We start from the raw sequence: 15,367 nt of genomic DNA, 5'->3' as shown, positions 1-15,367 counted from the left end.
ATCGAAGACGAACGGCAAAAGATCGGCGCTTGACAAGATTTGGGCGTAAACGTATGTTTCAAACAACTGTTTGACCGTCACAACAAATCACCACGGTCGTTCATTCCCGGTTACATCAGCAGAGGTTTATCGCTATGCCTGACTACAAGGCCCCCTTGCGTGATATTCGCTTCGTTCGTGACGAACTGCTCGGCTACGAAGCGCACTATCAGAGCCTTCCGGCTTGCCAGGACGCAACTCCGGACATGGTTGATGCCATTCTCGAAGAAGGCGCCAAGTTTTGTGAGCAGGTGCTGGCTCCGCTGAACCGCGTGGGTGACACCGAAGGCTGCACCTGGAGCGAGTCCGGCGTTAAAACCCCGACCGGTTTCAAAGAAGCCTACAAACAATTCGTCGAAGGCGGCTGGCCAAGCCTGGCCCACGACGTAGAGCACGGCGGCCAGGGCCTGCCGGAGTCTCTGGGCCTGGCTGTCAGCGAAATGGTGGGTGAAGCCAACTGGTCGTGGGGCATGTACCCAGGCCTGTCCCATGGCGCGATGAACACCATTTCCGAGCACGGCACGCCTGAGCAGCAAGAGGCTTACCTGACCAAACTGGTTTCCGGCGAATGGACCGGGACCATGTGCCTGACCGAACCGCACTGCGGCACTGACCTGGGTATGCTACGCACCAAGGCCGAGCCTCAGGCCGACGGCTCCTACAAGGTTTCCGGCACCAAGATCTTCATCTCGGCCGGCGAACACGACATGGCCGACAACATCGTCCACATCGTTCTGGCACGTCTGCCGGACGCACCTGCCGGCACCAAAGGCATCTCGCTGTTCATCGTGCCGAAATTCCTGCCGAACGCAGACGGCTCGATCGGTGCGCGCAACGCTGTGAGCTGCGGTTCGCTGGAACACAAGATGGGCATCCACGGCAACGCCACTTGCGTGATGAACTTCGATGCGGCCACCGGTTACCTGATCGGCCCGGCGAACAAAGGCCTGAACTGCATGTTCACCTTCATGAACACCGCACGTCTGGGTACCGCGCTGCAAGGTCTGGCACACGCCGAGATCGGCTTCCAGGGCGGCCTGAAATACGCTCGCGATCGTCTGCAAATGCGCTCCCTGACTGGCCCGAAAGCGCCGGACAAAGCCGCTGACCCGATCATCGTTCACCCTGATGTACGTCGCATGCTGTTGACCATGAAGGCGTTCGCCGAAGGCAACCGTGCGATGGTTTACTTCACCGCCAAGCAAGTCGACATCGTCAAATACGGCGTCGATGAAGAAGAGAAGAAGAAAGCCGACGCATTGCTGGCGTTCATGACGCCGATCGCCAAAGCCTTCATGACTGAAGTGGGTTTCGAATCCGCTAACCACGGTGTGCAGATCTACGGTGGCCACGGTTTCATCGCCGAGTGGGGCATGGAGCAGAACGTTCGCGACAGCCGTATTTCGATGCTGTACGAAGGCACCACCGGCATCCAGGCACTCGACCTGCTGGGCCGTAAAGTGCTGATGACTCAAGGCGAAGCGCTCAAGGGCTTCACCAAGATCGTCCACAAGTTCTGCCAGAGCAACGAAGGCAATGACGCGGTCAAAGAGTTCGTCGAGCCATTGGCTGCGCTGAACAAAGAATGGGGCGAGCTGACCATGAAGGTCGGTATGGCGGCCATGAAAGATCGCGAAGAAGTCGGCGCAGCATCCGTGGACTACCTGATGTACTCCGGTTACGCCTGCCTGGCCTACTTCTGGGCTGACATGGCGCGTCTGGCGGCCGAGAAACTGGCTGCCGGTACCACCGAAGAGGCGTTCTACACCGCCAAGCTGCAGACTGCGCGCTTCTACTTCCAGCGCATCCTGCCGCGTACCCGCACTCACGTTGCAACCATGCTGTCGGGCGCCAACAACCTGATGGACATGAAAGAAGAAGACTTCGCACTGGGTTACTAAGCCCTACGCAGTCTCTTCACAAAGCCGCTGCTTCTTCGGAAGCAGCGGCTTTTTTATGCCTGACGCAAACGATCACGTCTTTAAATATTCCTGACTAAAACGCTAAGAAGAACGACTTTGCTGCCGTTAAAGAGGCTGCGATGTGACGCCTGTCACGTTGCACGTGCTTAGCTGCGCCAAATGCAGGCACAATGCCATCTTTGTTTGCCGGGTCGGAGCTTTACCCTTGCCGCGTTCTTCCGCTGTACGTTTCAGCCATTTTTTGCCATCGCTGCTGTTGTTGCTCGCGGGGCTTGCGGCTGCCTACGTCAAGGATCTCAACGTCTTCTTCACTTCGCTGTTCAACGTGCTGCCCACTCTGGTGCTGTTGCTCGGCGGTGCGTATTGCGCGGTTTATCGACGTCAGCGTGAACTGTTTCTGATGGTCACGGTGTACATCGCCTACTTCCTGCTCGACACCCAGACCGACTATTACCGCGACAACGGCAAGGTTCGTGAAGACGCCGCGGTGGTGTTCCATCTGTGCTGTCTGTTGTTGCCATTGCTGTTTGGCTTGTTCGCTGCCTGGCAAGAGCGTACTCACCTGTTCCAGGACATGGTGGCGCGCTTCGCTGTGTTACTGGCGTTCGGCAGTGTGGCGCTGGGGCTGGAGCAAAGTTACCCACAGGCGCTGCTGATGTGGCTGTCAGAGATCCGCTGGCCGGCGTTGCATGGTGCGTGGATGAGCCTGATCCAATTGTCTTATCCCGTGTTCCTCGCCTCGTTCCTGTTATTGGCCTGGCAATACTGGCGCAACCCAAGACCCTTGCACGCTGCGCAATTGGTGGGGCTGTTGGGATTGTTCTGGATGTTGCCGAAAACCTTCATCCTGCCCTTCACCCTGAACATCATGTGCAGCCAGGTGATGTTGATGATTGCCGCCGCGGTTGCCCATGAGGCCTATCAGATGGCTTTCCGCGACGAACTCACCGGCCTGCCGGGGCGCCGCGCCCTGAACGAGCGCATGCAACGGCTGGGGCGCAATTACGTGCTGGCGATGAGCGACGTCGATCACTTCAAGAAATTCAACGACACCCATGGCCACGATGTCGGCGACCAAGTGTTGCGACTGGTCGCCAGCAAACTGTCGAAAATCAGTGGTGGTGGTAGGGCATATCGCTACGGCGGTGAGGAATTTGCCTTGGTGTTCGCAGGCAAGACCCTCGAAGAGTGCATGCCGCATCTGGAGGTCATCCGCGAATCCATTGCCACTTACAACATCCAGCTGCGCAATCAGGACAGCCGTCCCCAGGATGACCAGCAGGGACGCCAGCGTCGCGCGGGCTCGGGTGCCTCGAGTGTTTCGGTCACGGTCAGCATCGGCGTCGCCGAACGGCTGGAACAACGCACCCCTGAAGAAGTGCTCAAATCCGCCGACCAGGCGCTCTACAGCGCCAAGGGCGCGGGGCGAAACTGTGTGATGGCCTTCGGTCAGAACCGCCGTGGCGCAGTGCGCATGGACGCTGCTGCGGGTTGAGTGATGATGGCGCATTCAGCGTCTGGACTGTGATTGTGAGGTGTGATGCACGGCAGTAGGTTTGAGCCATCTGCTGCCGGAGAAATGACCATGCCCGAGTACAAAGCTCCTCTGCGCGACATGCGCTTTCTGATCGATCACGTCTTCGATTTTCACCGCAATTACGCCGCGCTGGGGGCCACCGATGCCAGCCCGGACATGGTCAATGCGATCCTCGAAGAAGGCGCGAAATTCTGTGAGAACGTTCTCGCACCGCTGAACCGCAGCGGCGACGAAGAAGGCTGCCATTTCGACAACGGTGTAGTCACAACGCCTACAGGTTTCAAGCAAGCATTCGCACAATACGTGGAAGGCGGCTGGCATGGTCTGGCGGCGGACCCGGCTTACGGTGGCCAGGGCCTGCCAAGTTCCTTGGGGCTGGTCATCAGCGAAATGGTCGGCTCCAGTAACACGTCCTGGGGCATGTACCCCGGCCTGACCCACGGTGCGATGTCGGCCATCCATGCCCATGGCACTGAAAAACAGAAACAGTCCTACCTGAGCAAACTCACCACAGGCCAATGGACCGGCACCATGTGCCTGACCGAAGCCCATTGCGGCACCGACCTGGGCATCATCAAGACCCGCGCGGTACCACAGGCCGACGGCAGTTACGCGATCTCCGGCAGCAAGATATTCATCTCCGCCGGCGAACACGACATGAGTGACAACATCATTCACCTGGTGCTGGCCAAACTGCCGGACGCGCCAGCGGGGACCAAAGGTATTTCGCTGTTTATCGTGCCCAAATTCCTACCCAATGCCGAGGGCGAGGCAGGCGAGCGCAACGGCGTTTCCTGCGGCTCGATCGAACACAAAATGGGCATCAAGGCCTCGGCCACCTGCGTGCTGAATTTCGACGATGCCAAGGGCTTCTTGATCGGTGAGCCGAACAAGGGCCTGAACTGCATGTTCACCATGATGAACCACGCGCGGCTCGGCACCGGCATGCAAGGTTTGTGTCTGGGGGAGGCGAGCTTCCAGGGTGCGGTCAAATACGCCAACGACCGTCTGCAAATGCGCTCGCTGACCGGCCCGAAAGCTCCGGAAAAACCTGCCGACCCGATCATCGTGCATCCCGATGTGCGCAGGATGTTGCTGACCATGAAGGCCTTCAACGAAGGCAACCGGGCGCTGACTTACTTCACCGCACAGTTGCTGGACGCTGCGCATATGAGCCCGGATGAAACGGCGCGTCAGGACGCCGAGGATTTGCTGGCGTTCCTCACACCGATCTGCAAAGCCTTCATGACCGACACCGGGCTGGAGGTGACCAACCTTGGCATGCAGGTGTTTGGCGGCCACGGTTTCATTCGTGAGTGGGGCATGGAGCAGTTGGTTCGCGACTGCCGGATCGCGCCGATCTACGAAGGCACCAACGGCATTCAGGCGCTGGATCTGCTTGGGCGCAAAGTCCTTGGCAGTCAGGGAAAACTGCTGCGTGGTTTCACCAAAATCGTCCATAAGTTTTGTGCGGCAAACGCTGAGCATCCGCAACTCGGCAGCTATATGGCGCAACTCAACGATTTGAATCAGCAGTGGGGCGAATTGACCACCAGGATCGGCATGGCGGCGATGAAAAATCCGGATGAAGTGGGTGCCGCCTCGGTGGATTACCTGATGTACAGCGGCTACATCATCCTCGGCTACCTGTGGCTACGCATGGCGCTGATGGCTCAGGCGCAGTTGGATGCAGGCACTGGGGATGCCGATTACTGCCAGGGCAAACTGGCGACCAGCGAGTTTTACTTCAAGCGTTTACTGCCGCGTACGGCTGCTCATCGGGCGGCCATCGAGGCGGGTAGCGACTGTTTGATGAAGTTGCCGGCGGAGTTGTTTGCACTTTAATCATTCAAATCAGCCACAAAGAAGCCCGCCTCGCTGCGGGCTTCTTTGTGAGGAATAAACTGATGACTAAAAATAACAAAATGGTCACGGGTTGACCCTATGTGTCGTAAAAGTTGTTGAGGTACACTCGGACACAACGAAATCACTATTCCTACGAACCACCTGTTTAGATCTTGCGAGGTTTGCCATGGCTGACTACAAAGCGCCCCTGCGCGATATGCGCTTCGTCCTCAATGAAGTTTTCGAGGTCGCCAAACTCTGGGCCGAACTGCCAGCGCTCGCCGAGACCGTCGATGCTGAAACCGTCGAAGCCATTCTGGAAGAAGCCGGCAAGGTCACCAGCAAAAGCATCGCGCCCCTGAGCCGTGCAGCTGACGAGGAAGGTTGCCATTGGGCCGACGGCGCCGTCACCACCCCGGCTGGTTTCCCACAGGCTTATCAGACTTACGCTGAAGGCGGTTGGGTCGGTGTCGGTGGCGATCCGACCTACGGCGGCATGGGCATGCCCAAGGCGGTTTCGGCGCAGGTCGAAGAAATGGTCAACTCCGCCAGCCTGTCGTTCGGTCTGTACCCGATGCTGACCGCCGGCGCCTGCCTGTCGATCAACGCCCACGCCAGCGAAGAGCTGAAAGCCGCGTACCTGCCGAACATGTACGCCGGTGTATGGGCCGGTTCCATGTGCCTGACCGAGCCGCACGCCGGTACTGATCTGGGGATTATCCGCACCAAGGCCGAACCTCAGGCTGACGGTTCCTACAAGGTCAGCGGCACCAAGATCTTCATCACCGGCGGCGAACACGATCTGACCGAGAACATCATCCACCTGGTATTGGCCAAACTGCCGGACGCGCCAGCAGGGCCGAAAGGTATTTCGCTGTTCCTGGTGCCGAAGTTCATGGTCAATGCCGATGGCAGCCTTGGAGCGCGTAACCCGGCAACCTGTGGTTCGATCGAACACAAAATGGGCATCCAGGCGTCCGCAACCTGCGTGATGAACTTCGACGAAGCCGTGGGTTACCTGGTCGGCGAGCCGAACAAAGGCCTGGCGGCGATGTTCACCATGATGAACTACGAGCGTCTGGGTGTCGGCATCCAGGGCCTGGCCTCGGGTGAGCGTTCTTACCAGAACGCTATCGAATACGCTCGCGACCGCCTGCAAAGCCGCTCGCCAACCGGCGCGCAGAACAAAGACAAAGTGGCTGATCCGATCATCGTCCACCCGGATGTGCGTCGCATGCTGCTGACCATGAAAGCCTCGAACGAAGGCGGCCGTGCATTTTCCACTTACGTGGCGATGCAACTGGACACCGCCAAGTTCAGCGAAGACGCCACCACCCGCAAGCGCGCAGAAGACCTGGTCGCACTGTTGACGCCTGTTGCCAAGGCATTCCTGACCGATTTGGGGCTTGAAACCACAGTTCATGGCCAGCAGATTTTTGGCGGCCACGGCTACATCCGTGAGTGGGGCCAGGAGCAACTGGTTCGTGACGTGCGTATCACGCAGATCTACGAAGGCACCAATGGTATTCAGGCGCTCGACCTTGTCGGGCGCAAAATCGTCGGCAGCGGCGGGGCGTTCTACAAACTGTTCGCTGACGAGATTCGTCATTTCACCGCGACGGCCAGTGCTGATTTGGCGGAGTTCACCAAACCGCTGAACGATGCAGTGGGCACCCTCGACGATCTGACCGCATGGCTGCTGGACCGGGCGAAAAACAACCCGAACGAAATCGGCGCTGCCTCGGTCGAGTATCTGCAAGCCTTCGGTTACACGGCCTATGCCTACATGTGGGCTCTGATGGCCAAGGCGGCCTTCGGCAAAGAAGCGCAGGACGATTTCTATGCGAGCAAACTCGGAACGGCGCGGTTCTATTTCGCCCGTCTGCTGCCGCGTATTCACTCGCTGAGCGCGTCGGTAAAGGCGGGGAGTGAGTCGCTGTTCCTGTTGGACGCAGGACAATTCTGACCCTGTAACGTCACGTAAGCATTCTCTTACATGACGTGCTGCTGTTTTCCCATATGCGCAAATTGGATCCAGAGCTAATCTACTTCTCAAGGACGTCGCGCAGGAAGCGCAAAGCAACAACACGGACACGTAGGATTCTGCCAGGACGGCGGAGTGAAATGGATGTCAGGGAAACAGTCTGCAAAGCCCCGCTTCGGCGGGGTTTTCTTTTGCCTGAAGAAAAGTTCAGCTCAACCCATCCAGGGCCGTCGGGCTACGCATGTGTTCATCCATCACCTCTTCCAGCAATGTCCGCAACAACGCCAGCGAAGCCTGTTGCCGCTGCACATCCCGACACACCAACCCCACTTTCAGCGGCACCCGCGGCTCACTCAGTGGTTTCCACAGCAACTCTTGGTCGCCATGGGTCTTTTGCGAGCGTCCGGGCAGCACAGTCGCCAGCCGCGTGTGCGGCAGGCTGTCGAGAATCCCCGCCATGTTGTTCAGCTCGGCCTGCACCTGCGGCCGGCGCCCGAGACTGGCCAGTTGTGCCTGCCAGATCTGCCGCACCTGGAACTCTTCACCCAACAGCAACATGGGCAACTCGGCGGCCTGGCTCATGGAGACCTTCTTGAATTCGCGCAACGGATGGTCCGCCGGGATGACAAGGGTCAGCTCATCTTCGTACAACGGCACGCCGTGCAAACCCGGCTGACGGGGCGGCAGGTAACTGATCCCGATGTCCAGCGAACCATTGAGTAGCCGCCGCTCGATTTCCAGGCCGGTCAGTTCATAGATCTGCACCACCAGATGCGGCTGTGCCTTGCGCACGCGTTCGAGCATTTGCGGCACCAGGCTGGAGTGGACGGTCTGCAGCACGCCAATGGCCAAGGTTCGCAGCGCCTTGCCCTTGAAATTGCCCAAGGCTTCGCGCGCGCGTTGCAAGCCATCGAGCAAGGGCAGGGCGTGGTTGTACAACGTGTGCGCCGCCAGGGTGGGCAACAGACGCTTGCTGCTGCGTTCGAACAGGCTCACATCAAGGTTCTGTTCGAGTTGGCGGATCTGTTGGGACAACGCTGGCTGGGAGATAGAAAGCCGCTCGGCGGCCCGACCGACGTGGCCCTCTTCGTAGACCGCGACGAAATAACGCAGTTGTTTGAAATCCATAAGTAATACTTATCGAAAATGCTGAGAAATCGAAATGGCTCAGTGCCTTGCCTACGCCTAGTCTAACCGCATTCACAAGGCTTACAGGGGCCATAAAGCACGATGAATACCGTTTACAGCGATGGTGTTTACATAGGCAAGGCAAAAAACCTCGGACGAGGTTTTATCCGATGAATCTGTTCAACCTGCGACGCAAGCCACCGAGCCTTGATGACCTGGCGATGGACACTTCCCTGCCGGCCAGAAGCGACAACTTTTCCAGCGAGTGCCTGATGCCCAGTGTCGAACGACCGAAACAGATTTTCGTGCGTGGCCAAGGCTCCTGGTTGTGGGACAGCGATGACCGGGCTTATCTGGATTTCTCCCAGGGTGGCGGCGCCAATAGCCTCGGACATAGCCCCTCGGCACTGGTCAAAGCGATTTCGGAACAGGCTCAGTCGCTGATCAATCCGGGTTTCGGACTGCACAACCGCGGCATGCTCAACCTCGCCGACCGGCTCTGCGCCAGTACCGGCAGTGACCAGGCGTACCTGCTCAACAGTGGCAGCGAAGCCTGTGAAGCGGCGATCAAACTGGCGCGCAAATGGGGCCAGCAACATCGTGGCGGCGCTTCGCGGATCATTGTGGCCAGCAAAGGTTGTCATGGCCGTAGCCTCGGGACGATTTCTGCGTCGGACAGTTCGAATCTGATTAACCGATTCGAGCCACAGTTGCCTGGCTTCAGCCATGTCCCGTTCAATGATCTGCCCGCCTTGCATGCGGCCGTGGATGCCCAGACGGTCGCGATCATGCTCGAACCGATCCAGAGCGAGGCTGGGGTGATTCCCGCTACCGAGCACTATCTCAAGGGCGTCGAGCGCTTGTGTCGTGAGCTTGGCATTCTGCTGATATTTGACGAAGTGCAAACCGGCGTCGGTCGCTGCGGCACATTGCTTGCCGAACAGTCCTACGGCGTGCGGGCAGATATCGTGGTGCTCGGCAAAGGGCTCGGTGGTGGCGTGCCATTGGCGGCATTGTTGGCGCGAGGCAAGGCCTGTTGTTTCGAAATCGGCGAAATGAGCGGCACTCATCATGGCAATGCGTTGATGAGTGCCGCCGGGCTTGTCGTGCTCGACAGCGTGCAGGACAAGGGCTTTCTCGATCATATGCGGGAAACCGCTCAGCATCTGGGCGAAGGGCTGAGTCGTCTGGCCCATCGCTATGGTCACGGCGAATTGCGCGGGCAAGGGCTGCTCTGGGGGCTCGAACTGTCCGACGATTCGGCTGACGCCGTAGTCAAGGCTGCGTTGTACGAAGGTCTGCTGCTCAACGCCCCGCAACCCGATTGCCTGCGCTTTACCCCGGCCCTTACGGTCAGCAAGGCCAATATCGACGAAATGCTCCTGCGCCTGGCCCGCGCCTTCTCCCGCGTACGCACCGCGCAACTGCAGTGTCGCAAAGGTATTGCGGTCTGATCAGACCCGCCCTACACGAATTTCCGAACCGTCTCGCGGTATAACGCAGCGCCCCACGTTTGACTCTTTTCGCGTGGGGCGTTTTTTTGTCTCTGCGTTTTGCCGAAGGCATTTCAATGCTTGAGCGATAGCAGGATCAATGGTTGCCCGCGAATGGGGCGCTACGCTTTCAATCCGCCAACTCCATCACTCGCCGATAAAACAACCACTCCTGTTCCAGCGCATGGGCCTGGTTGCCGGCCTTGCGGAAACCATGACGTTCGTCGGCGTAGTAATGGGCTTCGACCAGAATGCCGTTGTCCTGTAGCGCCTTGACCATGTCGCGGGTCTGTTGCGGCACCACCACGGCGTCCAGTTCCCCCTGAAAGAAGATCATCGGAACACTGATGTTGTGCGCGTGCAGCAGTGGCGTGCGCGCGGCGTAGCGTTCGGCGTCCTGCACCGGGTCGCCGATCAACCAGTCCAGATAATCGCCTTCGAACTTGTGAGTGACGCGACCCAGAGCGACAGGATCACTGACGCCATACAGGCTGGCGCCCGCGCGAAAGACCTTGTGAAAGGCCAATGCGCATAATGCGGTGTACCCGCCGGCGCTGCCGCCACGGATAAACGCTTTATCGCCGTCGATCAGCCCGCGTTCGGCCAGATAACCGACCACCGCGCAGGCATCTTCCACATCTACCTCGCCCCAACTCAAATGCAGCGCCTGGCGATAAGCGCGGCCGTAACCACTGCTGCCTCGGTAATTGAGGTCGGCCACGGCGAAGCCCCGTTGTGCCCAATACTGGATTCGCGGGTCGAACATCGGGTAGCAGGCCGACGTCGGCCCGCCGTGAATGAACACCACCAAGGGTGGTTTCGAGTCGCCGGTCATCGCCGGGTAGAAGAAACCGTGGGCCTCGCCCGAGCCGCTCGGATAACGCAGGGTTTGCGGGCGGCTGATCTGTTCGGCGGGCAGGGGGACCACGCCACCGGCGAGGGTCTTTACCTGCCGGGTTGTGCGGTCAATAGCAATCACCGCCGCCGAACTGACCGGAGAAGCGGCAATACAGTAGATGAACTGCTCATCCTGTGCGAGATGGCGGAAGCGACTGTAGTCGCCCGTGAAATCCTCACGGGAGCCATCGCCATGACACAGCCCCAGTCGCCCAAACCCCTCTTCGGTCCAACTCGCCAGATAAGTGTCTTCGCTCAGTGGTAACCAGGTGCAACCACCCAATTGCCAAGGCGCCGGTCCATGGTCGGCAGCAGCGCTCGGGAGTGGGCTCAGACCTTCTGTCCACTCTACCCACGGCTGCCAGAAACCGCCGCGATCGGTCAGACAATACAGACGGCCGCTGTCATCGAATCTCGGTTGTTGCAGTGACTCCTGAGCACCGTCACCGGCCACACAACGCGGCTGCGCAAAGGTGTGATCGCGCTGTCGCTCGGCAACCATCAGGCGAGTCGCGGTCCAGGGCTGATCCGGGCGATTCCACTCGATCCAGGCCAGTCGCCGGCCGTCGGGGCTCAGGGCCGGTGCCGCGTAGAAATCGGCACCCTCGGCCAGAAGATGACGTTGGCCGTCAGCTAGATCGATCGCCACCAGGCGATGCCGATCGCGGTTCTCTTCAACCGCCAGCACCTGCCCGTTGGCAAATTGCAGATCGCCGTAACGGCATTCACTTGAAGTCAGTACCTCAGGCGTCCCATCGGTCAGTGATTGCCGATACAGCTGCTGATCGGCCTCGTTGACGAAAACCAGCCCGTCATCGGTCAGACAAAACGACCCGCCGCCATATTCGTACACCCGGCTGCGCACACTGAAGGTGGGCGGTGTCAGGCAATGAGCCTGACCGTCGCGCCACTGCCAGATCCGGCAGGCGGCATCCTCCGGGCGGTACTCGTTCCAGAACAGGCCATGTGGCCCGACCTGCAACTCGGCGAAGTCGATGCCAGCCGCGACGGCCCTGGCGGCGCTCAAGGGTTCAGCTTTTGGCGATGAGGCGTGAGTTTCGTTCATTGCGAAAGGCCAGTTGTTCGATGGTCTGGGTCGCGTGCTCGGCTTCTTCGCGGGCCTTGAGGATCACGCCGTGATGTTGCGACTTGCTGCACACCGGGTCGGCATTGCTCGCGTCACCCGTGAGCATGAATGCCTGGCAACGGCAGCCGCCGAAGTCCTTTTCTTTCTCGTCGCAGGAACGGCACGGTTCGGGCATCCAGTCGTAACCGCGAAAGCGGTTGAAGCCGAACGAGTCGTACCAGATGTGCTGCATGCTGTGGTCGCGCACGTTGGGAAACTGTACCGGCAGCTGTCGGGCGCCATGACAGGGCAGGGCGGTTCCGTCTGGTGTGACCGTCAGAAAAATACTGCCCCAGCCGTTCATGCAGGCTTTCGGACGTTCTTCGTAATAGTCCGGCGTTACGAAAATCAGCTTGCACGGATGCCCTTCGGCTTCCAGTTTGGCGCGGTATTCGTTGGTGATGCGTTCGGCGCGAACCAGTTGTTCCTTGGTCGGCAACAGGCCGACCCGATTGAGCTGGGCCCAACCGTAGAACTGGCACGTCGCGAGTTCGACGAAGTCTGCCTCAAGGGCAATGCACAGCTCGATGATCCGGTCGATTTTGTCGATGTTGTGCCGATGGGTGACGAAGTTCAGCACCATCGGATAGCCGTGCGCTTTCACCGCACGGGCCATTTCGAGTTTTTGCGCGAAGGCCTTTTTCGAGCCGGCCAGCAGATTGTTCACCTGCTCGTCGCTGGCCTGGAAGCTGATCTGGATGTGGTCCAGGCCGGCCTTTTTGAAGTCGCTGATTTTCTGCTCGGTGAGGCCGATGCCGGAGGTGATCAGGTTGGTGTAGAACCCCAGTTTGCGCGCCTCAGCGATCAACTCGGCGAGGTCCTGGCGCACCAGTGGCTCACCGCCGGAAAAGCCCAACTGCGCCGCGCCCATTTCCCGGGCTTCGCGAAAGACTTTGATCCACTGCTCGGTGGTCAACTCCCGGCCTTGCTCGGCGAAATCCAGCGGATTGGAGCAGTACGGGCATTGCAACGGGCAGCGATAGGTCAGCTCGGCCAGCAGCCAAAGGGGCAGGCCGATTTCGGGCTTGGGCGGTAACTTGCCTGACACGGAATCAGGCAAGTTCGATCCAGTGCTGAGCACGGGCGACCTCCATGAATTGCTCGATGTCGTCACCGAGCTCGGGCACGCCGGGGAACTGTTTGTCGAGCTCGGCGATGATGGCCGCGACATCTCGCTGGCCATCGATCAAGCCGCCGATCAGCGCGGCGCTATCGTTGAGTTTGATCATGCCTTCGGGGTAGAGCAATACATGGCCTTTTTGCGCCGGTTCGTACTGGAAACGGTAGCCGGGACGCCAGGTCGGGGTTTTGCTGCGATCAAAACTCATAAGGTGATTCCTTTATGCCAGACCCGCTGTTCGGTCACGCTGTGGTACGGCGGGCGGTTCAGTTCGTAGGCCATGCTCATGGCGTCGAGCATGCTCCAAAGAATGTCCAGTTTGAACTGGAGAATTTCCAGCATGCGCTCCTGGCCTTCCCGCGTAGTGTAATGCTGCAGCGTGATCGCCAGACCGTGTTCCACATCCCGGCGAGCCTGGCCCAGGCGTGTGCGGAAATATTCGTAGCCGGCCGGGTCGATCCACGGGTAATGCTGCGGCCAACTGTCGAGGCGCGATTGGTGGATCTGTGGCGCGAACAGCTCGGTCAGCGAACTGCTGGCGGCTTCCTGCCAACAGGCCCGGCGGGCGAAGTTGACGTAGGCATCCACGGCGAACCGCACGCCGGGCAGCACCAGCTCCTGGGAGCGCAACTGATCCGGGTCGAGGCCGACCGCTTGCCCAAGACGCAACCAGGCTTCGATACCGCCGTCTTCGCCGGGGGCGCCGTCATGGTCCAGCAGGCGCTGAATCCACTCGCGACGAATCTCGCGGTCCGGGCAGTTGGCCAGGATCGCGGCGTCCTTGAGCGGGATGTTCACCTGATAGTAAAAGCGGTTGGCGACCCAGCCCTGGATCTGCTCGCGGGTCGCCCGGCCTTCATACATCGCCACGTGATACGGGTGATAGATGTGGTAGTAGGCGCCCTTGGCGCGCAGGGCCGCTTCGAATTCGGCGGGGGACATTGGGGTATCAGTCATTGCGGTTCTCCGGGAACAACCGGTGGATTCTTTGGTGTCTGGTCTGACGCCTTCGCGGGCAGGCCTGCTCCTACAGAGATAGCGCTATCCCTGTGGGAGCGTGGCTGGCCCGCGAAGAGGCCATCCGCTACAGCACAATACTCATGCCGTCATAGGCCACTTCAACTTCACGACGGGCCAGCTCCGCACGCTCTGGCGAATCCTCATCGAGAATCGGGTTGGTGTTGTTGATGTGGATAAGCACTTTGCGCTGTTTGGGCAGTTGTTCCAGCACTTCGAGCATGCCGCCGGGGCCGTTCTGCGCCAGGTGGCCCATTTCCCGACCCGTGCGCGTGCCAACACCACGGCGCTGCATCTCGTCGTCGTCCCACATCGTACCGTCTACCAGCAGACAATCGCTGCTGGCCATGATCTTCAGCAGCGGAGCATCGACCTTGCCCAGGCCCGGTGCGTAGAACAGTTTACCGCCGGTGCCCAGGTCTTCGACGATCAGGCCGATATTGTCGCCCGGATGCGGGTCAAAGCGGTGCGGCGAGTACGGAGGGGCGGCGCTACGCAGGGGCAGCGGGGTGAAGCGCAGGTTCGGGCAGGCCGGCACGGTGAAGCTCTGATCGAGTTCGATACGGTTCCAGTTCAACCCGCCATTCCAGTGGGTCAGCATTGTGAACAACGGGAACCCGGTGCTCAGGTCTTCATGGACCATGTCGGTGCACCAGACCTGATGCGGGCAGCCTTCGCGCAAGCTGAGCAGGCCGGTGGTGTGGTCGATCTGGCTGTCCATCAGGATGATTGCGCTGATGCCGGTATCACGCAGCGCGCGTCCCGGCTGCATCGGCGTGAAACTCTGGAGCTGGGCGCGGATGTCCGGCGAAGCATTGCACAGCACCCAGTTCACGCCATCATCGGAAATCGCGATGGACGACTGGGTACGCGCTTCGGCCCGCAGGCTGCCGTCGCGAAAACCTGCGCAGTTCGCGCAGTTGCAGTTCCACTGGGGGAAACCGCCGCCGGCGGCGGAACCTAGAATCTGGACAAACATGGCCGCTCCATCATTGAGAACTGAAAATAAAAACGCCCCGGCAAGCCGAGGCGTAGCACTGCATTCTCTACCAAACGGCAGAGCTTAGCGGCTTGCGAAGTACATGGTGACTTCGAAGCCGATACGCAGGTCGGTGTAAGCAGGTTTGGACCAGGACATAGAAGCGCTCCTTCAGGTGGATGGGACAGTTGAGACCTACACATATAGTCCACCTCCAGCCGGAGATGTTCAGATAGTTAGGTGGCTATGTTACTCAAAATTACAGAGTGATTGGCTGCGA

The 15,367-nt window shown here is 59.5% G+C and carries 12 protein-coding genes; 5 read left to right on the top strand and 7 right to left on the bottom strand.

The genetic code is table 11. From position 1 onward, the window contains the following. Positions 1 to 134 precede the first annotated feature (134 nt). The 4 genes from PSH69_RS27295 (at position 135) to PSH69_RS27280 (ending at position 7,309) form a co-directional block, all read left to right on the top strand. A complete protein-coding gene (locus PSH69_RS27295) occupies positions 135 to 1,940 on the top strand; it encodes a phenylacyl-CoA dehydrogenase (protein WP_007936490.1) in 1,806 nt (601 codons plus the stop codon). Between the two features lie 226 nt (positions 1,941 to 2,166). Continuing rightward, on the top strand, positions 2,167 to 3,456 hold the full coding sequence (locus PSH69_RS27290) for a GGDEF domain-containing protein (RefSeq protein WP_064620796.1): 1,290 nt from the start codon (positions 2,167 to 2,169) through the stop codon (positions 3,454 to 3,456). A gap of 90 nt (positions 3,457 to 3,546) precedes the next feature. Continuing rightward, a complete protein-coding gene (locus PSH69_RS27285; protein WP_305410328.1) occupies positions 3,547 to 5,343 on the top strand; it encodes an acyl-CoA dehydrogenase C-terminal domain-containing protein in 1,797 nt (598 codons plus the stop codon). A 187-nt stretch (positions 5,344 to 5,530) separates the two neighbouring features. Then, entirely contained in the window at positions 5,531 to 7,309 is a 1,779-nt protein-coding gene (locus tag PSH69_RS27280) for an acyl-CoA dehydrogenase C-terminal domain-containing protein (protein WP_018928824.1), read from the top strand. A gap of 225 nt (positions 7,310 to 7,534) precedes the next feature. Here PSH69_RS27280 and PSH69_RS27275 read toward each other — a convergent pair whose 3' ends face one another. Beyond that, positions 7,535 to 8,455: a LysR family transcriptional regulator gene (locus PSH69_RS27275; protein ID WP_018928825.1), complete on the bottom strand. Its 921-nt coding sequence runs from the start codon at positions 8,453 to 8,455 to the stop codon at positions 7,535 to 7,537. A gap of 170 nt (positions 8,456 to 8,625) precedes the next feature. Between PSH69_RS27275 and PSH69_RS27270 the strand changes: the two genes are divergently transcribed. Next, positions 8,626 to 9,909: an aspartate aminotransferase family protein gene (locus PSH69_RS27270; protein ID WP_305410327.1), complete on the top strand. Its 1,284-nt coding sequence runs from the start codon at positions 8,626 to 8,628 to the stop codon at positions 9,907 to 9,909. Positions 9,910 to 10,078: 169 nt separating this feature from the next. Here PSH69_RS27270 and PSH69_RS27265 read toward each other — a convergent pair whose 3' ends face one another. The 6 genes from PSH69_RS27265 to pqqA all read right to left on the bottom strand — a co-directional run bounded on the left by PSH69_RS27265 (position 10,079) and on the right by pqqA (position 15,246). Further along, positions 10,079 to 11,911 (bottom strand): S9 family peptidase, encoded by a 1,833-nt coding sequence (locus PSH69_RS27265; protein WP_305410326.1) that lies wholly within the window; start codon positions 11,909 to 11,911, stop codon positions 10,079 to 10,081. Further along, complete coding sequence (gene pqqE, locus PSH69_RS27260; RefSeq protein WP_305412879.1) at positions 11,877 to 13,019, bottom strand: pyrroloquinoline quinone biosynthesis protein PqqE; 1,143 nt, start codon at positions 13,017 to 13,019, stop codon at positions 11,877 to 11,879. The genes PSH69_RS27265 and pqqE overlap by 35 nt, the downstream gene beginning before the upstream one ends. A gap of 4 nt (positions 13,020 to 13,023) precedes the next feature. Continuing rightward, on the bottom strand, positions 13,024 to 13,299 hold the full coding sequence (gene pqqD / locus PSH69_RS27255; RefSeq protein ID WP_019580716.1) for a pyrroloquinoline quinone biosynthesis peptide chaperone PqqD: 276 nt from the start codon (positions 13,297 to 13,299) through the stop codon (positions 13,024 to 13,026). Continuing rightward, positions 13,296 to 14,048, bottom strand: coding sequence for a pyrroloquinoline-quinone synthase PqqC (gene pqqC / locus PSH69_RS27250; protein WP_305410325.1), 753 nt, complete (start codon positions 14,046 to 14,048; stop codon positions 13,296 to 13,298). Before pqqC ends, pqqD begins: the two co-directional genes overlap by 4 nt. 127 nt (positions 14,049 to 14,175) lie before the next feature. Next, entirely contained in the window at positions 14,176 to 15,087 is a 912-nt protein-coding gene (pqqB, locus tag PSH69_RS27245) for a pyrroloquinoline quinone biosynthesis protein PqqB (protein WP_305410324.1), read from the bottom strand. 84 nt (positions 15,088 to 15,171) lie between these two features. Further along, positions 15,172 to 15,246 carry a pyrroloquinoline quinone precursor peptide PqqA gene (pqqA, locus tag PSH69_RS27240; protein ID WP_009045898.1) on the bottom strand — a complete coding sequence of 25 codons (75 nt, stop codon included), beginning with the start codon at positions 15,244 to 15,246 and terminating at the stop codon, positions 15,172 to 15,174. Positions 15,247 to 15,367 lie beyond the last annotated feature (121 nt).

It is taken from the genome of Pseudomonas sp. FP1740, assembly GCF_030687165.1.
Classification (GTDB): Bacteria; Pseudomonadota; Gammaproteobacteria; order Pseudomonadales; family Pseudomonadaceae; genus Aquipseudomonas.
The sequence above is the reverse complement of the archived record's forward strand: the minus strand, read 5'-3'. Positions and strand labels throughout refer to the sequence as shown.